This window comes from Piscinibacter sp. PDB1-1, assembly GCF_056675995.1.
Genome location: NZ_JBWVZJ010000003.1, coordinates 392,469 through 412,395, shown reverse-complemented (window position 1 = coordinate 412,395; position 19,927 = coordinate 392,469). Strand labels below are relative to the sequence as shown.

At 63.7% G+C, this 19,927-nt stretch carries 18 protein-coding genes; 12 read left to right on the top strand and 6 right to left on the bottom strand.

What is annotated here, in order from left to right:
- The first annotated feature begins 47 nt into the window (after positions 1-47).
- On the top strand, positions 48-1,838 hold the full coding sequence (locus AC1KAR_RS17805) for a S8 family peptidase (RefSeq protein ID WP_480320112.1): 1,791 nt from the start codon (positions 48-50) through the stop codon (positions 1,836-1,838).
- A 114-nt stretch (positions 1,839-1,952) separates the two neighbouring features.
- Here AC1KAR_RS17805 and AC1KAR_RS17800 read toward each other — a convergent pair whose 3' ends face one another.
- The 6 genes from AC1KAR_RS17800 to AC1KAR_RS17775 form a co-directional block, all read right to left on the bottom strand.
- Positions 1,953-2,849 carry a beta propeller repeat protein gene (locus AC1KAR_RS17800; protein WP_480320110.1) on the bottom strand — a complete coding sequence of 299 codons (897 nt, stop codon included), beginning with the start codon at positions 2,847-2,849 and terminating at the stop codon, positions 1,953-1,955.
- Positions 2,850-2,936: 87 nt separating this feature from the next.
- Positions 2,937-5,522: a bifunctional aconitate hydratase 2/2-methylisocitrate dehydratase gene (acnB, locus tag AC1KAR_RS17795; RefSeq protein WP_480320108.1), complete on the bottom strand. Its 2,586-nt coding sequence runs from the start codon at positions 5,520-5,522 to the stop codon at positions 2,937-2,939.
- Between the two features lie 149 nt (positions 5,523-5,671).
- Entirely contained in the window at positions 5,672-6,154 is a 483-nt protein-coding gene (locus AC1KAR_RS17790) for a hypothetical protein (RefSeq protein WP_480320106.1), read from the bottom strand.
- Between the two features lie 311 nt (positions 6,155-6,465).
- Positions 6,466-7,482: an HpcH/HpaI aldolase/citrate lyase family protein gene (locus AC1KAR_RS17785; RefSeq protein WP_480320104.1), complete on the bottom strand. Its 1,017-nt coding sequence runs from the start codon at positions 7,480-7,482 to the stop codon at positions 6,466-6,468.
- A complete protein-coding gene (gene tam / locus AC1KAR_RS17780; protein ID WP_480320102.1) occupies positions 7,479-8,261 on the bottom strand; it encodes a trans-aconitate 2-methyltransferase in 783 nt (260 codons plus the stop codon). Before tam ends, AC1KAR_RS17785 begins: the two co-directional genes overlap by 4 nt.
- A 58-nt stretch (positions 8,262-8,319) precedes the next feature.
- Complete coding sequence (locus tag AC1KAR_RS17775) at positions 8,320-9,306, bottom strand: malate dehydrogenase (RefSeq protein WP_480320101.1); 987 nt, start codon at positions 9,304-9,306, stop codon at positions 8,320-8,322.
- Positions 9,307-9,490: 184 nt separating this feature from the next.
- Here AC1KAR_RS17775 and AC1KAR_RS17770 point away from each other — a divergent pair, with 184 nt between their 5' ends.
- The 11 genes from AC1KAR_RS17770 to asd all read left to right on the top strand — a co-directional run bounded on the left by AC1KAR_RS17770 (position 9,491) and on the right by asd (position 19,792).
- On the top strand, positions 9,491-10,267 hold the full coding sequence (locus tag AC1KAR_RS17770) for a GntR family transcriptional regulator (protein WP_480320099.1): 777 nt from the start codon (positions 9,491-9,493) through the stop codon (positions 10,265-10,267).
- A gap of 100 nt (positions 10,268-10,367) precedes the next feature.
- Positions 10,368-10,790 (top strand): succinate dehydrogenase, cytochrome b556 subunit, encoded by a 423-nt coding sequence (gene sdhC / locus AC1KAR_RS17765; RefSeq protein WP_480320772.1) that lies wholly within the window; start codon positions 10,368-10,370, stop codon positions 10,788-10,790.
- Between the two features lie 10 nt (positions 10,791-10,800).
- Entirely contained in the window at positions 10,801-11,166 is a 366-nt protein-coding gene (gene sdhD, locus AC1KAR_RS17760) for a succinate dehydrogenase, hydrophobic membrane anchor protein (RefSeq protein ID WP_480320098.1), read from the top strand.
- 65 nt (positions 11,167-11,231) lie between these two features.
- Positions 11,232-12,959, top strand: a complete 1,728-nt coding sequence (sdhA, locus tag AC1KAR_RS17755) for a succinate dehydrogenase flavoprotein subunit (RefSeq protein WP_480320770.1) — start codon at positions 11,232-11,234, stop codon at positions 12,957-12,959.
- Positions 12,960-12,972: 13 nt separating this feature from the next.
- Positions 12,973-13,677 carry a succinate dehydrogenase iron-sulfur subunit gene (locus AC1KAR_RS17750; RefSeq protein WP_480320097.1) on the top strand — a complete coding sequence of 235 codons (705 nt, stop codon included), beginning with the start codon at positions 12,973-12,975 and terminating at the stop codon, positions 13,675-13,677.
- Between the two features lie 28 nt (positions 13,678-13,705).
- Positions 13,706-13,975 carry an FAD assembly factor SdhE gene (locus AC1KAR_RS17745; RefSeq protein ID WP_480320095.1) on the top strand — a complete coding sequence of 90 codons (270 nt, stop codon included), beginning with the start codon at positions 13,706-13,708 and terminating at the stop codon, positions 13,973-13,975.
- A gap of 36 nt (positions 13,976-14,011) precedes the next feature.
- On the top strand, positions 14,012-15,325 hold the full coding sequence (gene gltA, locus AC1KAR_RS17740) for a citrate synthase (protein ID WP_480320093.1): 1,314 nt from the start codon (positions 14,012-14,014) through the stop codon (positions 15,323-15,325).
- A gap of 109 nt (positions 15,326-15,434) precedes the next feature.
- A complete protein-coding gene (leuC, locus tag AC1KAR_RS17735; protein WP_480320091.1) occupies positions 15,435-16,844 on the top strand; it encodes a 3-isopropylmalate dehydratase large subunit in 1,410 nt (469 codons plus the stop codon).
- 24 nt (positions 16,845-16,868) lie between these two features.
- Positions 16,869-17,513: a 3-isopropylmalate dehydratase small subunit gene (gene leuD, locus AC1KAR_RS17730; RefSeq protein ID WP_480320089.1), complete on the top strand. Its 645-nt coding sequence runs from the start codon at positions 16,869-16,871 to the stop codon at positions 17,511-17,513.
- 16 nt (positions 17,514-17,529) lie between these two features.
- Positions 17,530-18,609, top strand: a complete 1,080-nt coding sequence (gene leuB / locus AC1KAR_RS17725; RefSeq protein ID WP_480320087.1) for a 3-isopropylmalate dehydrogenase — start codon at positions 17,530-17,532, stop codon at positions 18,607-18,609.
- Positions 18,610-18,658: 49 nt separating this feature from the next.
- A complete protein-coding gene (asd, locus tag AC1KAR_RS17720; protein ID WP_480320085.1) occupies positions 18,659-19,792 on the top strand; it encodes an aspartate-semialdehyde dehydrogenase in 1,134 nt (377 codons plus the stop codon).
- Positions 19,793-19,927: the final 135 nt, after the last annotated feature.

Genomic DNA, 19,927 nt, shown 5'->3' with positions numbered 1-19,927 from the left:
GTCGGCTCCGCCCTTGGGCGGCAATTTGTCACACCCCAGGGGGACTCATGAGCAAACAAGGATCTCAAGGGCGCTTTGCCCGGCTGACTCACATCGCCTGCGCGGCCCTCGTGCTGGCAGCCGCTTCATCGGCGCAGGCCGGCAGTGCCGACGCGTTCAGGCAGACCGCAGGCGCTGACTCGCCGCCTACGGATCGGCTCATCATCAAGTACCGAGGCGGTGCAGGCGCCGCCACCGCGGCCGTTCGCCAGCGTGCGCAGGATGCTGCGGCCCGGCGCGGCTTGCGCTTGCAGTTTCTGCGGGCCGCAGCGTTGAACGCGCAGGTGATGAGGCTCGAGCGGCGCATGCCTGTTTCTGATGTGCGCGAACTCGCGCGCGAGATCATGGCGGGCGACAGCGACGTCGAGTACGCCGAACCCGATCGCATCCTGCAGGCCCTGGCCACGCCCAACGACACGCAGTACGGCCAGCAGTGGCACTACTTCGAGGCCCGTGGCGGCCTGAACCTGCCGCTGGCGTGGGATCTGTCCACCGGCTCCGGCGTGCGCGTGGCGGTGATCGACACAGGCTACCGTCCGCATGCCGATCTGGCGGCCAATATCGTGGGCGGCTACGACTTCATCAAGGACACCGCCAACAGCAACGACAGCAACGCCCGTGATGGCGACGCCAGCGACCCCGGTGACTACGCGAGTTACGGCCAGTGCGGCTACTTCACGCCATCGCACAACAGCAGTTGGCACGGCACGCACGTGGCCGGCACCATCGCCGCCGTCTCCAACAACGGCAACGGTGTGGCGGGTGTGGCATACGGTGCCAAGGTGGTGCCGATCCGCGTGCTCGGCGCCTGCGGCGGCTACACCTCCGACATCGCCGACGGCATCGTGTGGGCTTCGGGCGGCAGCGTCTCGGGTGCACCCGCCAACCCCAACCCGGCGCGAGTGATCAACATGTCGCTCGGCGGCAGCGGCTCGTGCGACAGCACCTCGCAGAACGCCATCAACTCGGCGCGCAGCCGCGGCACGGTGGTGGTGGTGGCGGCGGGCAACAGCAACACCAATGCCTCGGGCTTCTCGCCCGCCAGCTGCTCGGGTGTGATCACCGTGGCGGCGACCAACCGCAACGGCGGGCGCGCGTCGTACTCCAACTACGGCAGCATCGTGGCGGTGGCGGCGCCCGGCGGCGACACCGCTTCGGGCTCAGCCAACGGCATCCTGTCCACCCTCAACAGCGGCTCGCGCACCCCAGGCAGCGACAGCTACGCGTACTACCAGGGCACCTCGATGGCCTCGCCGCACGTGGCGGGCGTGGTCGCGCTGATGCTTGCGCGCAACCCCTCGCTCACGCCGGACCAGGTGGCTTCCATCCTCAAGAGCTCGGCGCGCGCCTTCCCCGCCACCTGCTCGCAATGCGGCAGCGGCATCGTCGACGCCTACGCTGCGGTGGTGGCAGCGGGTGGTGGCACCACGCCGCCGCCGATCAACAATGTGGCCGAGGTGGAGTCGAACAACACCACGGGCACAGCCCAGCTGGTGCGTGAGGGCTACACCGTGCTCGGCAGCATCTCGAGCAGCAGCGACACCGACTACTACCGCGTCAACATCAACCCGGGCAGCACGCTGGGCGCGCGGCTCACGCCCCCGAGCGGCGCCAACTACGACCTCTACATCTACAGCAGCTCTGGCACCGAACTCGCCAGCAGCAAGCTGGGCACCGGGGTTGTGGATGCCACGTCGTACAAGAACAACGGCACGGCCACGGCCACCTACTACGTGCGGGTGCGCTACGTGAGTGGCAGCACCGGCTCGTCGGGCAGCTACACGCTGCTGGTGGATTGAACCGGTAGCGGTCTGAAGCAAACGGCCCGCTGTGAAGCGGGCCGTTTGCGTCTGGGTTGAATCTTCAGGTCATTGAAACTTGATGAAGGCGTGGCGGTGAAGAGGGCCGGGGCGTCAGACGATGCGTGTCCAGCGGCTGCCGTCGAACGACATCAAGTCGAACTCGCCGTTCGACCACATCACCCCTTCGGCACTGCTCAGTTGGTAGCAGCTTTTGGGCGGGTCGTCGCCGAAATCGACGGGGCTGAGACCTTGTGCGCCGAGCCGGTACACGTTCGTCATCGTCGAGACGTAGAGGTCGCCGGCGAACCACTGCACGCCCCAGATGGGGCCGATGGCGGTGTCGTCGTTGACCACATGCCATGAGCCTGCGCGCCCGGCGATCAGGGCGCCTTGGTGGCCACCGATGTACACCGTGCCGTCGGGGGCGCAGGTGACGCAGGTGAACGTGGCAGACGAGGGAGATTCCTCCTGCACCCAGCGCGTTCCGTCGAGGCGCCACACCTGGCCTTCGCGGCCCACCACGTACAGGTCGTCAAGGGCGAACCCGTGCACTGCCTGGGCATTGAATGTTTGCGCAAGCCCCTCGTCGATGCGAGCCCACGCCGTGGGAGAGTCCATCCGATAGACCATGCCGCGCAGGCCCACGGCGTGCGCCTGCCCTGCAATGGTGGCTACCGCACGCAGGCCACCGAGGCGCGGCTGGGCGGGCGGCGGCTGGCTGACGTCGAAGAGATCTCCGCCCATGGCACCGGCCGCGCTGTTGACCCCGTAGATGCCTTGGGCGGATACATCGACCAGGGCGAGCATGGGGTGACTGATCATGCAGGCCGAATGGGTGCTGTAGTTGGCCTCTCCCGCAGTGAACTTGCCACCCGCGTATTTGAAGATCAGCGTATGGGGTTTGCCGGCCGCTTCCTTCTTCGGGTCGGCGGCGTAGATGTAGCCCACCCCGGGCTGGCGCACGACCGCCGTGCGCATGATCAATCCGTTCAATGGGTTCTTGGGCATGGCCGAGCTCATTCGACTGCGATCAAAAAGAAAGCACCCAGGGGCTGGCGCCGCTGGGTGCTGATGAGAAGACGCGTTCTACGGCGATCAGGCGGTGACCTTCTCCGCCGCATCCGTGAAGTCCTGAATCTTGTCGAAGTTCAGGTACTGGTACACCTTGTCGCTGGCGGCTGTCAGCACGCCCATGTCGGCCAGGTACTCTTCCTTGGTCGGGATGCGGCCGAGCTTGGAGCAGATCGACGCGAGCTCGGCCGAGCCGAGGTAGACGTTGCTGTTCTTGCCCAGGCGGTTGGGGAAGTTGCGGGTGGAGGTGGAGAACACCGTCGCGCCTTCTTTCACCTGCGCCTGGTTGCCCATGCACAGCGAGCAGCCGGGCATTTCCATGCGGGCGCCGGCGGTGCCGAGAACGCCGTAGTGACCTTCTTCGGTCAGCTGCTTGGCATCCATCTTGGTCGGCGGTGCGACCCACAGCTTGACCGGGATGTCGCGCTTGCCTTCGAGCAGCTTGGAGGCTGCGCGGAAGTGGCCGATGTTGGTCATGCACGAGCCGATGAACACTTCGTCGATCTTGGCGCCGGCCACGTCGGCCAGCGTCTTCACGTCGTCCGGGTCGTTCGGGCAGGCCACGATGGGCTCGTGGATGTCGGCCAGGTCGATCTCGATCACGGCGGCGTAGTCGGCATCGGCGTCGCCCTTCAAGAGCTGCGGGTTCTTGAGCCAGGCTTCTTGCGCGGCGATGCGGCGCTGCAGGGTGCGAGCGTCGGCATAGCCTTCGGAGATCATCCATTTCATCAGCGTGATGTTACTGTTGATGTACTCGATGATCGGCTCTTTGTTGAGGTGCACCGTGCAACCTGCGGCCGAGCGCTCGGCCGAGGCATCGCTCAGCTCGAAGGCTTGTTCCACTTTCAGGTCGGGCAGGCCTTCGATCTCGAGGATGCGGCCGGAGAAGATGTTCTTCTTGCCCTTCTTCTCGACGGTGAGCAGGCCAGCCTTGATGGCGTACAGCGGGATGGCGTTGACTAGGTCACGCAGCGTCACGCCGGCTTGCATCTTGCCCTTGAAGCGCACGAGCACCGATTCAGGCATGTCGAGCGGCATCACGCCGGTGGCGGCGGCAAAGGCGACCAAGCCCGAGCCGGCCGGGAAGCTGATGCCGATGGGGAAGCGGGTGTGGCTGTCACCACCCGTGCCCACCGTGTCGGGCAGCAGGAAGCGGTTGAGCCAGCTGTGGATCACGCCGTCACCCGGGCGCAGCGCAATGCCGCCGCGGTGGGCGATGAAGTCGGGCAGCTCGTGGTGCATCTTCACGTCGACCGGCTTCGGATACGCAGCGGTGTGGCAGAACGATTGCATCACCAGGTCGGCGCTGAAGCCCAGGCAGGCCAGGTCTTTCAGCTCGTCGCGCGTCATCGGGCCGGTGGTGTCTTGCGAGCCCACGCTGGTCATGCGCGGTTCGCAGTAGGTGCCGGGGCGCACGCCCTGGCCTTCAGGCAGGCCGCAGGCGCGGCCGACCATCTTCTGTGCTAGCGAGAAGCCCTTCTTGGTGTCGACCGGTGCTTGCGGCAGGCGGAAGAGGGTGGAGGGCGCCAGGCCCAGCGCCTCGCGCGCCTTGGCGGTGAGACCGCGGCCGATGATCAGCGGAATGCGGCCGCCGGCACGCACTTCGTCGAACAGCACGTCGCTCTTGACCTTGAACTCGGCGATGACCTTGCCGTCTTTCAGGGCCTTGCCTTCGTAGGGGCGCAGTTCGACCACGTCACCCATGCCCATCTGGCTCACGTCGAGCTCGATCGGCAGGGCGCCGGCGTCTTCCATGGTGTTGTAGAAGATCGGGGCGATCTTGTTGCCCAGGCAGACGCCACCGAAGCGCTTGTTGGGGATGAAGGGGATGTCTTCGCCGGTGAACCACAGCACCGAGTTGGTCGCCGACTTGCGGCTGGAGCCGGTGCCGACCACGTCGCCCACATAGGCCACGAGGTTGCCCTTGGCGCGCAGGTCTTCGATGAACTTGATGGGGCCGCGCTTGCCGTCTTCTTCAGGGGTGATGCCGTCGCGCTTGTTCTTCAGCATGGCGAGCGCATGCAGCGGGATGTCGGGGCGGCTCCAGGCATCGGGTGCGGGCGACAGGTCATCGGTGTTCGTCTCGCCGGTCACCTTGAAGATGGCGACGGTGATGCTTTGCGGCACCTCGGGGCGCGAGGTGAACCATTCGGCGTCGGCCCAGCTCTGCAGCACCGACTTGGCGTTGGCGTTGCCCTTCTCGGCCTTTTCTTGGACGTCGTGGAACTGGTCGAACATCAGCAGCGTGCCCTTCAGGCCCTTGGCAGCGATGGCGCCGACGGCGGCGTCATCCAGCAGGTCGATCAGGGGGCTGATGTTGTAGCCGCCGAGCATGGTGCCCAGCAGTTCGGTAGCTTGCTCGCGGGTGATCAGCGAGCATTTTTCGGTGCCGTGGGCCACGGCAGCCAGGTACGACGCCTTGACTTTGGCCGCGTCGTCGACGCCGGCCGGCACGCGGTGAGTGAACAACTCCACCAGCGTGGCGCCTTCGCCCGCCGGGGGCGCCTTCAGCAACTCGATCAATTCGCCGGTTTGCTGTGCAGAGAGCGGCAGGGGAGGGATGCCGAGTGCGGCACGGTCAGCGACATGTTGGCGATAGGCTTGAAGCATGAAGTTCTCCGAGTGATGCGAAGCGATAGGACAGTGAAGCAAGAAACTTGCGAGCCACGCCCGTGACCATCCACCGGGCGGGGGAAGGGGGGAGGGGAATGGCTCGCTGGAACATGAGTGATTCGTCTCGCTTGCGCTCGGAGAAGCTCTTACTTCGGTTGCTGTTGAGCAGCTTCGAAGGCTTTGTGCTTCTCGTGCATGCAAGCGTCGACCAGGCGAATACCTTGGCGGGTGTCCATCAGCATGGACTTGTTGGCGATTTGCAGAACCAGGCCGACACCGCCCGTATCTTCCAGGCGCAGCGCGCCGGTCGACGAGAGGACGGGCTTGGTGACGAAAGTCCGGCCCTTGAAAACGACGTTGACATAGCCCGGGTACTTCGGGTTCATGCCGACGTCCATGGTTTGGTTGAACTCGCAGTCGTACTTGCCGAAGTAGGTGCGCTCAGCGGCGTCGAGTTGGGCTTGATCGGCCGGGGGCAGGGGCTTCTCGGGCGCAGCTGCGGCCGGTTTGGCGGGGGCCTTCTTCGCCGGGGCAGCTTTCTTGGCGGGCGCAGGGGCGGTGGTGGTCTGTGCCAGCGCAGAGGCGCCAGCAACTGCCATGGAGACTGCGATGATGGCGGTACGAATCATGGAATCACTCCGTGGTTGTGAAAGGACCCACGGATTGTGATCGGCTGCTAACTTGGAGGCCAGTGCCGCATCCGAGCTTTGCAACAAACTGCACGGCACTTGCGAGGTGTTTTGGGGCGCAGCGCCAGCGGCGCCAGCCTTTGGTGCAGGAATCGAGCCTCGCGTTCCGAAACGGGGCGTGCTCGAAGTCACGCACTTCGAGGGAGCCGTCTGGCGTCGGACTGCCTGCGCCGTGCTAGGGGGTTCCCACGCGCGCGTGACAACCTGGAAACATTTGTTCGCCATGTGGCGGACAAGGCTTGCGGTGAGACTCACGCTGCACCCCTCGCGTCATCGCCGAAGAACGCCTCGTGCACCGAGGCGGGCAGTGCTTGACCGGTACGCTCGGCGCGTTCCAGCACATGCCAGAAGTAGCGGTAGCTGGCTCGGTCGTGCAGGGTGTCGCGGTGGCTGATCGGGGCCCACTCGGCCGCCTGGGCGGCAAGAAGAATCTCGATCGCCTGGTCGGTCTCCGCCACGGTCGGCGCAAAGGCTTCGACGATCGGGCGGATCTGGTCGGGGTGGATGCTCCACATCCGCAGATAGCCGAGCTGTCGGGCTGCCTTATTGGCGGCCTCTTGCAGCAGGTCGAGCTTGCGGAACTCCGTGACCACGCAGTGCGACGGGGTCTTCAAATGCGCGTGGCAGGCCGCGGCAATCTCGAGCTTCGCCCGCACAACCAGAGGGTGCTCGAACTGACCCGCGGCGCTCATGCCCGCCTGCGGGATCGCGCCGCGGTGCGCCGACACGAAGTCCATCAGGCCGAAGGAGAGGGATTCGATGCGCGGATGCGCCGCGATGCGATCGACATCGCGCAGCGCACCGTGGGTTTCGATCAGGACATGGACCGGAAGCGCATGCGCAACCCCGTGCTCCTGCAAGCTGCGGTCGATGGCCGCAACCGCCGCATCGGCCTGCTCGAAGCTCTCGACCTTGGGCACCATCAGATACGCCAGGCGGGAACCCGCGCGTCGGACGAGCGTTTGCACGTCGGAATCGAACGACGGGTGATCGAACGGGTGCACGCGTGCCCCGGCGCGGCCGTGAACGTTGTGCGACGACGTGGCGAGTTCTGCCACCAGGTGCGCATGTTCGGCTTCGCCACCCACCGGCGCGCCGTCTTCGCAGTCCAGCGTGACGTCGAAGATGGGCCCCAGCTCAGCCTGCAAGGCCAGACTCTTGAGCATGCGAGCCTCGACGCCGCAATAGTGGTCGCAGACGGGCAACGCGCGCGCGACGCGGTCGCTCTCGAAGAGCGCGCGGCGCGGGTGGATAAGTGCGCCACTCATGATTTGCGCCGCGCCACGATGAACATGCGCGGGAAGCCCAGCAGCAGCCGCCCATCGGTCCGAGGCGGGTAAGCCTCGGCGATGCGGCGCTCGTAGGCTGCGAGGTAGCTGTCCCGCTCGACAGGTGGCAGCGGTTCGAGGAACGGCCGCAGGCCCGTCGAGCTGACCCACTCGACGATTCGGGCCGGCGAGTCCATCGGGTGTTGGTACGCGGTGCGCCAGACATCGATCTCCGCGGCCTGCGGCGCCAGGAGGTCGTAGTAGGCAGTCAGGGGCAAGACCTTGGTGCGCACCAAGGCGGCGCTGCCAATGTGGTCGGCCCACGGAGCCATCGACGCTAGCTCGCGCATGATGCGGTGAGTAGGTTCGTCGCGGTTGTCGGGCATCTGGATCGCGAGCACACCACCCGGCGGGAGACCGTCGAAAAGCCGTGGGATCAGTGCCTCGTGGTTGCCAACCCATTGCAGGGCGGCGTTGGCATAGATCAGGTCGGGCTGGCGGCCGGCTGCCGGTTGCCAATCGGCGATGTCGCTCAGCTCGAATCGGCAAGAGGGCAAGCGCAGTCGCGCTTCGGCGAGCATGGGCTCGGAGTTGTCCGTGCCGATTATTTCTGCGCCGGGGTATCGATCAAGCAGCAATTCAGTCGAATTGCCCGGGCCGCACCCGAGGTCGATCGCCGTGCGCGGGGCGTCGAGGGGCACCCGGGCCAGCAGTTCGCGGGCCGGCCGGGTCCGCTCGTCTTCGAAGCGGCGGTACAGCTGCGGATTCCAGTCGCTCAAGCGAGCTCCTTGGTCCGCGAGTTGAGGGCTTGCCCCGGCCGTACGCCGCCTCCGTGGGTCACAGCAGATGCTTGACGCCGTCTTGCTCTTCTTGCAGTTCCTTGAGCGTCAGGTTGATGCGCTCTTGCGAGAAGGCGTCAATGCTCAGACCGTCGACGATCTTGTACTCGCCACCTTCGGTCGTGACCGGGTAGCCGAACATCACATCCTTGGGGATGCCGTATTCGCCGTTCGACGGGATGCCCATCGTGACCCACTTGCCGTTGGTGCCGAGAGCCCAGTCGCGCATGTGGTCGATGGCTGCGTTGGCAGCCGATGCAGCCGACGAGAGGCCGCGCGCTTCGATGATGGCGGCGCCGCGCTTGCCGACGGTGGGCAGGAACACGTCCTTGTTCCACACGTCGTCGTTGATCATCTCCTTGACGGGCTTGCCATCGATGGTGGCGAAGCGATAGTCGGCGTACATCGTGGGCGAGTGGTTGCCCCACACGGCCAGCTTCTCGATCGAGGAAACGGGCTTGCCGGTCTTGGCGGCAATCTGGGAGGCCGCGCGGTTGTGGTCCAGGCGCAGCATGGCAGTGAAGTTCTTGCGCGGCAGATCAGGGGCCGACTTCATCGCGATGTAGGCGTTGGTATTGGCCGGGTTGCCGACGACGAGCACCTTGACGTTGCGCGAGGCAACGGCATTCAGTGCCTTGCCTTGAGCGGTGAAGATCTGGGCGTTGGCGGCCAGCAGGTCCTTGCGTTCCATGCCGGGGCCGCGGGGGCGGGCGCCGACGAGCAGCGCGTAGTCGGTGTCCTTGAAGGCCGTGTTGGCGTCGCTATGGGCTTCCATGCCCACCAGCAGCGGGAACGCGCAGTCGTCCAATTCCATCATCACGCCCTTGAGGGCCTTCTGGGCCTTCTCGTCGGGGATCTCCAGCAACTGCAGGATGACCGGCTGGTCTTTGCCCAGCATCTCGCCGGAGGCAATACGGAACAGCAGGGCATAGCCGATCTGGCCAGCTGCGCCGGTGACGGCAACGCGAACGGGTTTCTTGCTCATGGGGAGGCTCCGCAGGGGTTCAAAAAGGGATTCGAAGACAGCGCGCGAGGCGCGCTGTGGCCAGCCGGAAAGTTTAGGGCAGTCTAGGTGGGAACCCGCGCCCTGTCAATACTCTTATGTCTTATATAAGACATCTATCAAATGTCTCGTGGACGTGGCGTGGCGTGTGTGATGCAATCCCGACATGGCTGCGTCGTCCAATCCCTCGCTTGCTAGCCCACGGCCCGGTGAGGCCGAGGGCGAGGGGCCTGCGTTCAGCCCGCTCTACCAGCAGATCAAGGTGTTGATCACGCGCAGCCTCCAGGGTGGCGAGTGGAAGCCTGGTGAGGCCATTCCCAGCGAGATCGAGCTTGCTGCGCGCTACAAGGTGAGTCAGGGCACGGTGCGCAAGGCGATCGATGCCTTGGCTGACGAGAACCTCGTCGTCCGCCGCCAAGGCAAGGGCACTTTTGTTGCCACCCACGCCGAAGAGACGATCCAGTACCGCTTCTTGCGGTTGACCTCCGATACCGGCGAAACCAGCGGCTTCGAGCGTCGTTTCATTGATTGCCGCCGCATGCGCGCGCCGTCCGACGTGGCGCGGGCGCTCGATCTGAAGGCGGGCGACATCGCGGTCCAGGTGCGCCGCGTTCTGCACTTCCGGGCGAAACCCGTGGTGCTTGATGACATCTGGCTTAACGGGGGGCTCTTCAAAGGGCTGACGGCCGAGCGTCTGAGCGAATACCGTGGGCCGATGTACGGCCTGTTCGAAACCGAGTTCGGCGTGCGCATGATCCGTGCAGAAGAGCAGCTTCGTGCCGTGGCTGCGGATGCGGTGGCGGCCGAGCTCTTGCAGATCGAGGTCGGTACGCCTTTGCTCAGTGTGGAGCGGCTATCCCATACCTACGGCGACAAGCCCGTCGAGTTGCGCCGGGGGCTGTACAACACCGAGGCGCACTACTACCGAAATGAACTGAGTTGAGGGTGAGTGAGGAGGTTGGGTTTGTTGCGGTTGCGGCGCGATGCTGCTGCATTGCAATAAACTCATAAAGTTTCTACGTGTTTACAAGCAAGGTTGGGGTATGGCTGAAACAACAGTAAAGCAAAGACCGGGTTCTCCGATGCGTCTCATCGAAGCGACGCAGTACAGGCTGCCCCCTGCGGGCATCGTGTCGATTCTTCACCGCGTGAGCGGCATCGTGATGTTCGTGCTGATGCCTTTCATCATCTGGATGTTCGACACCAGCCTCACTTCGGAGATCAGCTACAGCCGTTTCACCAGCGCCTTCACGGCTGGCATCGGCTTCATCCCGGCCTGGTTCGTCAAGCTGGTCGTACTTGGGCTGATCTGGTCCTACTTGCATCACTTCACCGCCGGTGTGCGCCATTTGTGGATGGACGCGACCCATTCGGTGTCCAAGGAATTCGGTCGCAGCTCGGCGCTGGCGACGCTGGCCATCAGCATCGTGCTGACCCTGGCTCTGGGCTACAAGCTGTTTTTCTGAGGCCTGCGCAATGACGACAAAGAACTATGGTTCCAAGCGCGTGGTGGTTGGCGCGCACTATGGCCTGCGCGACTGGCTCGCGCAACGTGTCACCGCTGTCCTGATGGCGCTTTTCACCCTGGTGGTTATCGTGCAAGTTCTGCTGCCGGGGCCGATGGGCTACGACAAATGGGCCGGCATCTTCAATCCGCAATGGATGCGCGTCTTGACCTTCGTGACCATCGTCGCGCTGCTGTACCACGTGTGGGTGGGCATCCGTGACGTGCTCATGGACTACGTGCAACCCGTGGCTATCCGCCTAGTGCTGCAGGTGGCGACCATCGCGTGGCTGGTGGGTTGTGCGGGTTGGTCGATTCAAGTGCTGTGGAGAATGTGAACGTGAGCGCAACCGTCTCAAAGAGAAGATTCGATGTGGTGATCGTGGGTGCCGGTGGTTCGGGCATGCGCGCATCGCTGCAACTGGCGCAGGCCGGCTTGAATGTCGCCGTGCTGTCCAAGGTGTTCCCCACCCGCTCGCACACTGTCGCTGCGCAGGGCGGCATTGGTGCTTCGCTCGGCAACATGAGCGAAGACAACTGGCATTACCACTTCTTCGACACCGTCAAGGGTTCCGACTGGCTCGGTGACCAGGACGCGATCGAGTTCATGTGCCGCGAGGCGCCCAAGGTCGTGTACGAACTTGAGCATTTCGGCATGCCGTTCGACCGCAACCCGGATGGCACGATCTACCAGCGCCCGTTCGGCGGTCACACCGCGAACTACGGTGAAAAGCCGGTGCAACGTGCCTGCGCCGCGGCAGACCGTACCGGCCACGCGATGCTGCACACGCTCTACCAGCAGAACGTCAAGGCGCGCACGCAATTCTTTGTCGAATGGATGGCGCTGGACCTGATCCGCGATGCAGACGGCGATGTGGTCGGCGTCACCGCGCTGGAGATGGAAACCGGCGACGTGCACATCCTCGAAGCCAAGACGGTTCTTCTCGCCACGGGTGGGGCAGGGCGCATCTTCGCGGCCAGCACGAATGCCTTCATCAACACGGGCGACGGCCTGGGCATGGCCGCACGTGCCGGAATCCCGCTCGAAGATATGGAGTTCTGGCAGTTCCACCCGACCGGCGTGGCCGGCGCTGGTGTGCTGCTGACCGAAGGCTGCCGCGGCGAGGGTGCGATCTTGCGCAACAGTAACGGCGAGCGCTTCATGGAGCGCTATGCCCCCACGTTGAAGGATCTGGCGCCGCGAGATTTCGTCTCGCGCTGCATGGATCAGGAGATCAAGGAAGGGCGTGGCTGTGGTCCGAACAAGGACTACGTCGTGCTCGACATGACCCACCTCGGTGCCGAGACGATCATGAAGCGCCTCCCTTCGGTGTACGAAATTGGGCACAACTTCGCGAACGTCGACATCACCAAGGAGCCGATCCCGGTGGTGCCCACCATCCACTACCAGATGGGCGGTATCCCGACGAACATCCATGGCCAGGTCGTGGTGCCGAAGGACGGCAACCCCAATTCGGTCGTCAACGGCTTGTACGCTGTCGGCGAGTGTTCGTGCGTGAGCGTGCACGGCGCGAACCGGCTGGGCACGAATTCGCTGCTGGACCTGCTGGTCTTCGGACGTGCTGCAGGCAACCACATCGTCGAGAGCGGCCTCAAGGCCAAGGCGCACAAGGCCCTGCCGGCCGATGCTGCCGACTACACCTTGTCGCGCCTCGCCAAGTACGAGCAGAGCACCGCGGGCGAATACGCCCAGGACGTCGCGAACGACATCCGCAAGACGATGCAGTTGCACGCCGGCGTGTTCCGCACCCAGGCGTCGATGGATGAGGGCGTCACGCAGATCAAGGCGGTCGCCGAGCGCGCGAAGAACATCTTCCTGGCCGACAAATCCAAGGTGTTCAACACGGCGCGCGTCGAGGCGCTGGAAGTCGAGAATCTGGTCGAGGTGGCCCTCGCCACCATGATCTCCGCGGCTGCCCGCACCGAGAGTCGGGGCGCGCATACCGTCAACGACTATGGCGACTCGGCCGAGTTCCCGAACGGTCGCAACGACAAGGTGTGGATGAAGCACACCCTGTGGTACTCCGAGGGCAACCGACTCGACTACAAGCCAGTGAACCTCAAGCCGCTGACCGCCGAATCCATCCCGCCCAAGGTCCGCTCGTTCTGAGCCGAGAGATCCCATGACAAAGCGTACTTTTCAGATCTACCGCTACGACCCCGACACCGATGCCAAGCCGCGCATGCAGACGATCGAGGTCGCACTCGACGGCTCCGAGCGCATGCTGCTCGATGCACTGATCAAGCTGAAGGCGGTCGACCCCTCGTTGAGCTTCCGACGTTCGTGCCGCGAAGGCGTGTGCGGCTCGGACGCGATGAACATCAACGGCAAGAATGGCTTGGCCTGCCTGACCAACATGCGCACGCTGCCCGATGTGGTGGTGCTCAAGCCTCTGCCCGGCCTGCCTGTCATCCGCGACCTGATCGTGGACATGACCCAGTTCTTCACGCAGTACAACTCGATCAAGCCGTACCTCGTCAACGAAACGCAGCCTCCCGAGAAGGAGCGCCTGCAGTCGCCCGAAGAGCGCGAGGAACTGAACGGGCTGTACGAGTGCATCCTGTGTGCAAGCTGTTCGACGAGCTGCCCGAGCTTCTGGTGGAACCCCGACAAGTTCGTCGGCCCCGCCGGGCTGCTGCAGGCCTATCGCTTCATCGCCGACAGCCGCGACCAGGCGACCGGCGATCGGCTCGACAACCTCGAAGACCCGTACCGTCTGTTCCGTTGCCACACCATCATGAACTGCGTCGACGTCTGCCCGAAGGGTTTGAACCCGACCAAGGCCATCGGCAAGATCAAGGAATTGATGGTTCGCCGCGCCGTCTGACGCCCGCATCCGCAAAGCCCTGCCTGCCATGCAGACACTGATCGACGAACGAGCCCTCTCCAAGCTGCGCTGGCGCTGCCGCCGCGGCTTGCTGGAGAACGACCTGTTCATCGAACGGTTCTTTGCGAGGCAGGGCGACGCCATCACGGAACAGCAGGCCCAAGGCTTGCTCGCGTTGATGGACTTGCCGGACAACGACTTGCTCGATCTGCTTCTTGCCCGCAAGGAGCCTGAAGGCGAGTTGCAGCGAGACGATGTATTCGAAGTGCTCAGGCTGATGCGCAACAGCAAACACTGAGCCGTGACTTTCCAAGCCTCTCATTAAGGAACGCCCATGACCCCATCCGACGTGAAAGCCACCCTGTCGTTCTCGGACGGCAGCCCTGCCATGGAACTGCCCGTGTACAAGGGCAGTGTGGGTCCGGATGTGATCGACATCCGCAAGCTTTACGCCCAGACCGGCAAGTTCACCTACGACCCGGGCTTCCTGTCGACCGCGTCGTGCCAGTCGGCCATTACCTATATCGATGGTGACAAGGGCGAACTGCTGTACCGCGGCTACCCCATCGAGCAGCTGGCCACGCACTGCGACTATCTGGAGACTTGCTACCTCTTGCTGAAGGGCGAGTTGCCCAACGCGCAGCAAAAAGAGGAGTTCGTTCAGACGGTGACTCATCACACGATGGTCAACGAGCAGATGCAGTTCTTCCTGCGCGGCTTCCGCCGCGATGCGCACCCGATGGCCGTGATGACCGGGCTGGTGGGCGGTTTGTCTGCCTTCTATCACGACAGCACCGACATCAATAACCCGCAGCACCGCGAGATCTCGGCAATCCGCCTGATCGCGAAGATGCCCACGCTGGTGTCCATGGCCTACAAGTACGGCATCGGCCAGCCCTACATCTACCCGAAGAACGACCTGTCGTACGCCGGCAACTTCATGCGCATGATGTTCGCCACCCCGTGCGAAGAGTACGAGCCCAACGAAGTGCTCGTGCGCGCCATGGACCGCATCTTCATCCTGCACGCTGACCACGAGCAGAACGCGTCGACCTCGACCGTGCGCCTGTGCGGTTCGTCTGGCACCAACCCGTTCGCGGCCATTGCCGCCGGGGTGGCGTGCCTGTGGGGTCCGGCGCACGGCGGCGCCAACGAAGCAGCGCTCAACATGCTCGAAGACGTCCAGAAGATGGGCGGTGTCGAGAAGATCGGCGAATTCATCAAGCAGGTGAAGGACAAGAACTCCAACGTGAAGCTGATGGGCTTCGGCCACCGGGTCTACAAGAATTACGACCCGCGCGCCAAGCTGATGCGCGAAACCTGCCACGAAGTCCTGGGGGCCCTGGGCCTGCAGAACGACCCGCTGTTCAAGCTGGCCATGGCGCTCGAGAAGATCGCTCTGGAAGACGAGTACTTCGTCGCCCGCAAGCTGTACCCGAACGTCGACTTCTACTCGGGCATCGTGCAGCGCGCCATTGGCATCCCGGTGAGCCTGTTCACCGCGATCTTTGCGCTCGCCCGTACGGTGGGCTGGATTGCCCAACTCAACGAAATGATCTCGGACCCCGAGTACAAGATCGGCCGCCCCCGCCAGCTATTCGCTGGCGCCACCCAGCGCGACGTGAAACCCATTTCGCAACGCGCCTGACGCCGGAAAAGCGACCGCTTCGCACGCAAACCCCGGCCGATCGGCCGGGGTTTTTGTTTCTGGGAGCCTAAAATCTCACTCTTTTGCGAGATTCCCTTCGAGAGTCATCATGGGCCGCACGCTGTACGACAAGATCTGGGACGAGCACGTCGTCCACACCGAAGAAGACGGCACCGCCGTTCTCTACATCGACCGCCATCTCGTCCATGAAGTGACGAGCCCGCAGGCATTCGAGGGCCTGGAAATCGCGCACCGCAAGGTCTGGCGCATCTCTGCCAACCTGGCGGTCAGTGATCACAACGTGCCGACCACCGACCGTTCTCATGGGATCGCCGATCCCACGTCGCGCCTTCAGGTCGAAACGCTCGACAAGAACTGCGACCACGTGGGCATCACGCAGTTCAAGATGAACGACAAGCGGCAGGGCATCGTCCACGTCATCGGGCCGGAGCAGGGGGCAACCTTGCCGGGTATGACGGTGGTCTGCGGTGATTCTCATACCTCCACGCACGGGGCCTTCGGTGCCCTCGCGCACGGCATCGGCACGAGCGAAGTCGAACACGTTCTTGCGACGCAGACCTTGCTGGCACGCAAGGCCAAGAACCTGTTGATCCGCGTCGACGGGGTGGTGCCGGCGGGGTGCGGTGCGAAAGACATCGTGCTGGCCATCATCGGAAAGATAGGCACCGCGGGCGGCACGGGCTACACCATCGAGTTCGCCGGTTCGGCCATCCGTGCGCTGACCATGGAAGGCCGCATGACGGTATGCAACATGGCCATCGAGGCCGGTGCGCGCGCCGGGCTGATCGCCGTGGACGACACCACGCTCGAATACGTGAAGGGCCGCCCGTTCTCGCCAACGGGAGTCGTGCTGGAGCAGGCCAACAACTACTGGCGCACGCTCCACTCCGACGCTGATGCGGTCTTCGATCGAGTGGTCGAGATCGACGCCTCTCAGATTCGCCCTCAGGTCACATGGGGCACCTCTCCCGAGATGGTGCTCTCGATCGAGGACCGCGTGCCGGACCCCGATCGTGAGAAGGACCCGAACAAGCGCGGCGCCATGGAGCGCGCGCTGACCTACATGGCGCTGGAGCCCAACAAGCCGATCTCCGACATCCGGATCGACAAGGTCTTCATCGGTTCGTGCACCAACTCGCGCATCGAGGACATGCGCGAAGCCGCGGCCGTGGTGAAGCGTCTCGGAAAGCGCATCGCTTCGAACGTGAAGCTCGCGATGGTCGTGCCCGGTTCCGGCCTGGTGAAGGAGCAGGCCGAGCGAGAAGGACTCGACAAGGTCTTCACGGCAGCCGGGTTCGAGTGGCGCGAGCCGGGGTGCTCGATGTGTCTGGCCATGAACGCTGACCGGCTGGAGCCGGGTGAACGTTGCGCCTCGACGTCCAACCGCAATTTCGAAGGCCGCCAGGGTGCCGGTGGTCGCACCCACCTCGTGAGCCCGGCGATGGCTGCCGCTGCGGCCATCGAAGGCCATTTCGTCGACGTGCGGCGCATCGCCTGAAGGCGCGACACAAGAGAAACGATCATGCAAGCATTCAAGCTCCACAAGGGCCTCGTTGCACCGCTCGACCGCGAGAACGTCGACACCGACGCCATCATTCCGAAGCAGTTCCTGAAGTCCATTAAACGCACGGGTTTCGGCCCGAATCTGTTTGACGAGTGGCGATACCTCGATCACGGAGAGCCGGGGCAAGATCCGGCGACACGCAAGTCGAACCCGGATTTCGTGCTCAATCAGCCGCGCTACAAAGGCGCGTCGATCCTGCTGGCGCGCCAGAACTTCGGTTGCGGTTCGTCGCGCGAGCACGCGCCCTGGGCGCTGGAGCAATACGGATTTCGCGCGATCCTGGCGCCTAGCTTCGCCGACATCTTCTTCAACAACAGCTTCAAGAATGGCCTGCTGCCGATCGTGGTGCCTGAGTTGGTGATGGACAAGCTGTTCGACGAAGTCAATGCGTTCAATGGCTACCAACTCTCGATCGATCTCGAGCGACAACTGGTGCTCAAGTCGGATGGGTCCGAGATTGCGTTCGAGATTTCGCCGTTTCGCAAGTACTGCCTGGTCAACGGTTTCGACGACATCGGCTTGACGCTGCGGCACGCCGACAAGATCAAGACCTACGAGGCCGAGCGCCTCTTGACCAAGCCTTGGCTCGCCAAGACCATCTGACGAAGACCTGCACAACATGAAGATTGCGATCCTGCCGGGGGACGGCATCGGTACCGAGATCGTGGCGGAGGCGCTGAAGGCGCTGGCATGCCTCGACCTGAAGCTTGAGATGGAAGAGGCCAAGGTCGGTGGTGCCGCCTATGAAGCGCACGGCCATCCTTTGCCCGAGCACACCCTCAAGTTGGCCCAGGGTGCCGACGCGGTGCTCTTCGGCGCCGTGGGCGACTGGAAGTACGACAAGCTCGACCGCCCGCTGCGGCCTGAGCAGGCGATCCTGGGTTTGCGCAAGAACCTTGAGCTGTTCGCCAACTTCCGCCCGGCCATCTGCTACGAAGAGCTGACCCACGCGTCGTCGCTGAAGCCTGAGGTAGTTGCCGGTCTGGACCTACTCATCATCCGCGAGCTCACCGGCGACATCTACTTCGGGCAACCGCGCGGCCGCCGCGCGTCACCCGATGGCGCGTTCAAAGGCGCAGACGAAGCGTTCGACACGATGCGGTATTCGCGCCCGGAGATCGAGCGCATTGCGCACGTCGCCTTCCAGGCTGCCCGCAAGCGCAACAAGAAGGTCCTGAGCGTGGACAAGGCGAACGTCCTGGAGACGTTCCAGTTCTGGCGCGACGTGATGACGGAGGTTCACGCGCAGTACCCGGACGTCGAACTCGAGCACATGTACGTCGACAACGCTGCCATGCAGTTGGTGAAGCAGCCGAAGAGGCTCGATGTGATCGTCACCGGCAACATGTTCGGCGACATCCTGAGCGATGAGGCTGCGATGCTGACGGGCTCGATCGGCATGCTGCCGTCGGCGTCTCTGAACGCGAAGAACCAGGGCCTGTACGAACCCAGCCACGGTTCGGCGCCCGACATCGCCGGCAAGGGCATCGCAAACCCCCTGGCGACGATTCTGTCGGCAGCAATGATGCTGCGCTTCAGCCTCAACCAGGAGGCGGCCGCGCAGCGCATCGAGTCCGCCGTCAAGGGGGTGCTGGCACAGGGTCTGCGCACCGCGGACATCTACAGCGCGGGCACGAAGAAGGTCGGAACCAAGGAGATGGGCGACGCTGTGGTCGCCCTCCTGAAAGCGCAAGGCTGAGAGTCAGGCGTCTTTAGATCAATACATTCACAGACGATAGGAAGCAAAGATGGCTACGAGACTGGTCGGCCTGGTGGGCTGGCGGGGCATGGTGGGTTCGGTCCTGATGGACCGCATGCAGCAAGAAAACGACTTCGCACTGATCGAGCCGGTGTTTTTCAGCACCAGCAATGTCGGGGGCAAGGCGCCTGCGCAAGCGAAGAACGAAACCACCCTTCAAGACGGCTACAACATCGACGCGCTCAAGCGCTGCGAGATCATCATCACGGCGCAGGGCGGTGACTACACCACCGAGGTCTACCCGAAGCTGCGCGCCGCGGGCTGGGCCGGCCACTGGATCGATGCGGCGTCCACGCTGCGCATGAAGGACGACGCGGTCATCATCCTCGACCCCGTCAACATGCCGGTAATCAAGAACGCACTCGCAAAGGGTGGCAAGAACTGGATTGGTGGCAATTGCACCGTGAGTTGCATGCTGATGGGGGTGGGCGCGCTCTACAAGGCTGGGCTGGTCGAATGGATGAGCACGCAAACCTATCAGGCGGCGTCTGGTGGCGGCGCGCAACACATGCGCGAACTGCTCACGCAGTACGGGACCCTGAATGCAGAGGTGAAGGCGCTGCTCGACGACCCGAAGAGCGCCATCCTGGAGATCGATCGCAGGGTTATCGCCAAGCAACGCAGCCTCACCGAGGCTGAAACCGCCAACTTCGGTGTGCCGCTGGGTGGCAGTCTGATTCCTTGGATCGACAAGGACCTGGGCAACGGCATGTCCAAGGAAGAATGGAAGGGCATGGCCGAGACCAACAAGATCATGGGCTTGGGCGACGCTTTCGGCACGCAGCCCATCCCGGTCGACGGTTTCTGCGTGCGCGTGGGCGCCATGCGCTGCCACAGCCAGGCGCTGACCTTCAAGCTGAAGAAGGATGTGCCCCTCGCCGATATCGAGTCGCTCATCGCCAACGACAACGCTTGGGTGAAGTTCGTTCCCAACAACAAGGAAGCGACGCTTCAGGACCTTACCCCCGTGGCTGTCACCGGCACGATGACGATTCCGGTGGGGCGTGTGCGCAAGCTGGCAATGGGCCCTGAATACGTGGGCGCCTTTACCATCGGCGACCAGTTGCTTTGGGGAGCCGCCGAGCCCCTGCGTCGCATGCTGCGCATCCTTCTGGACGCCTGATCAGGCATTCGCGGGTCTTGCGGCATGTTGTTGAATTGCCACAAGACTCGCATTTGACGCCCGAGAATGAGACATACGCTCGAATGTCAGGATTTGCATGAGCTTGTCTTCGTATCTACTTGATGTTATTGTGAT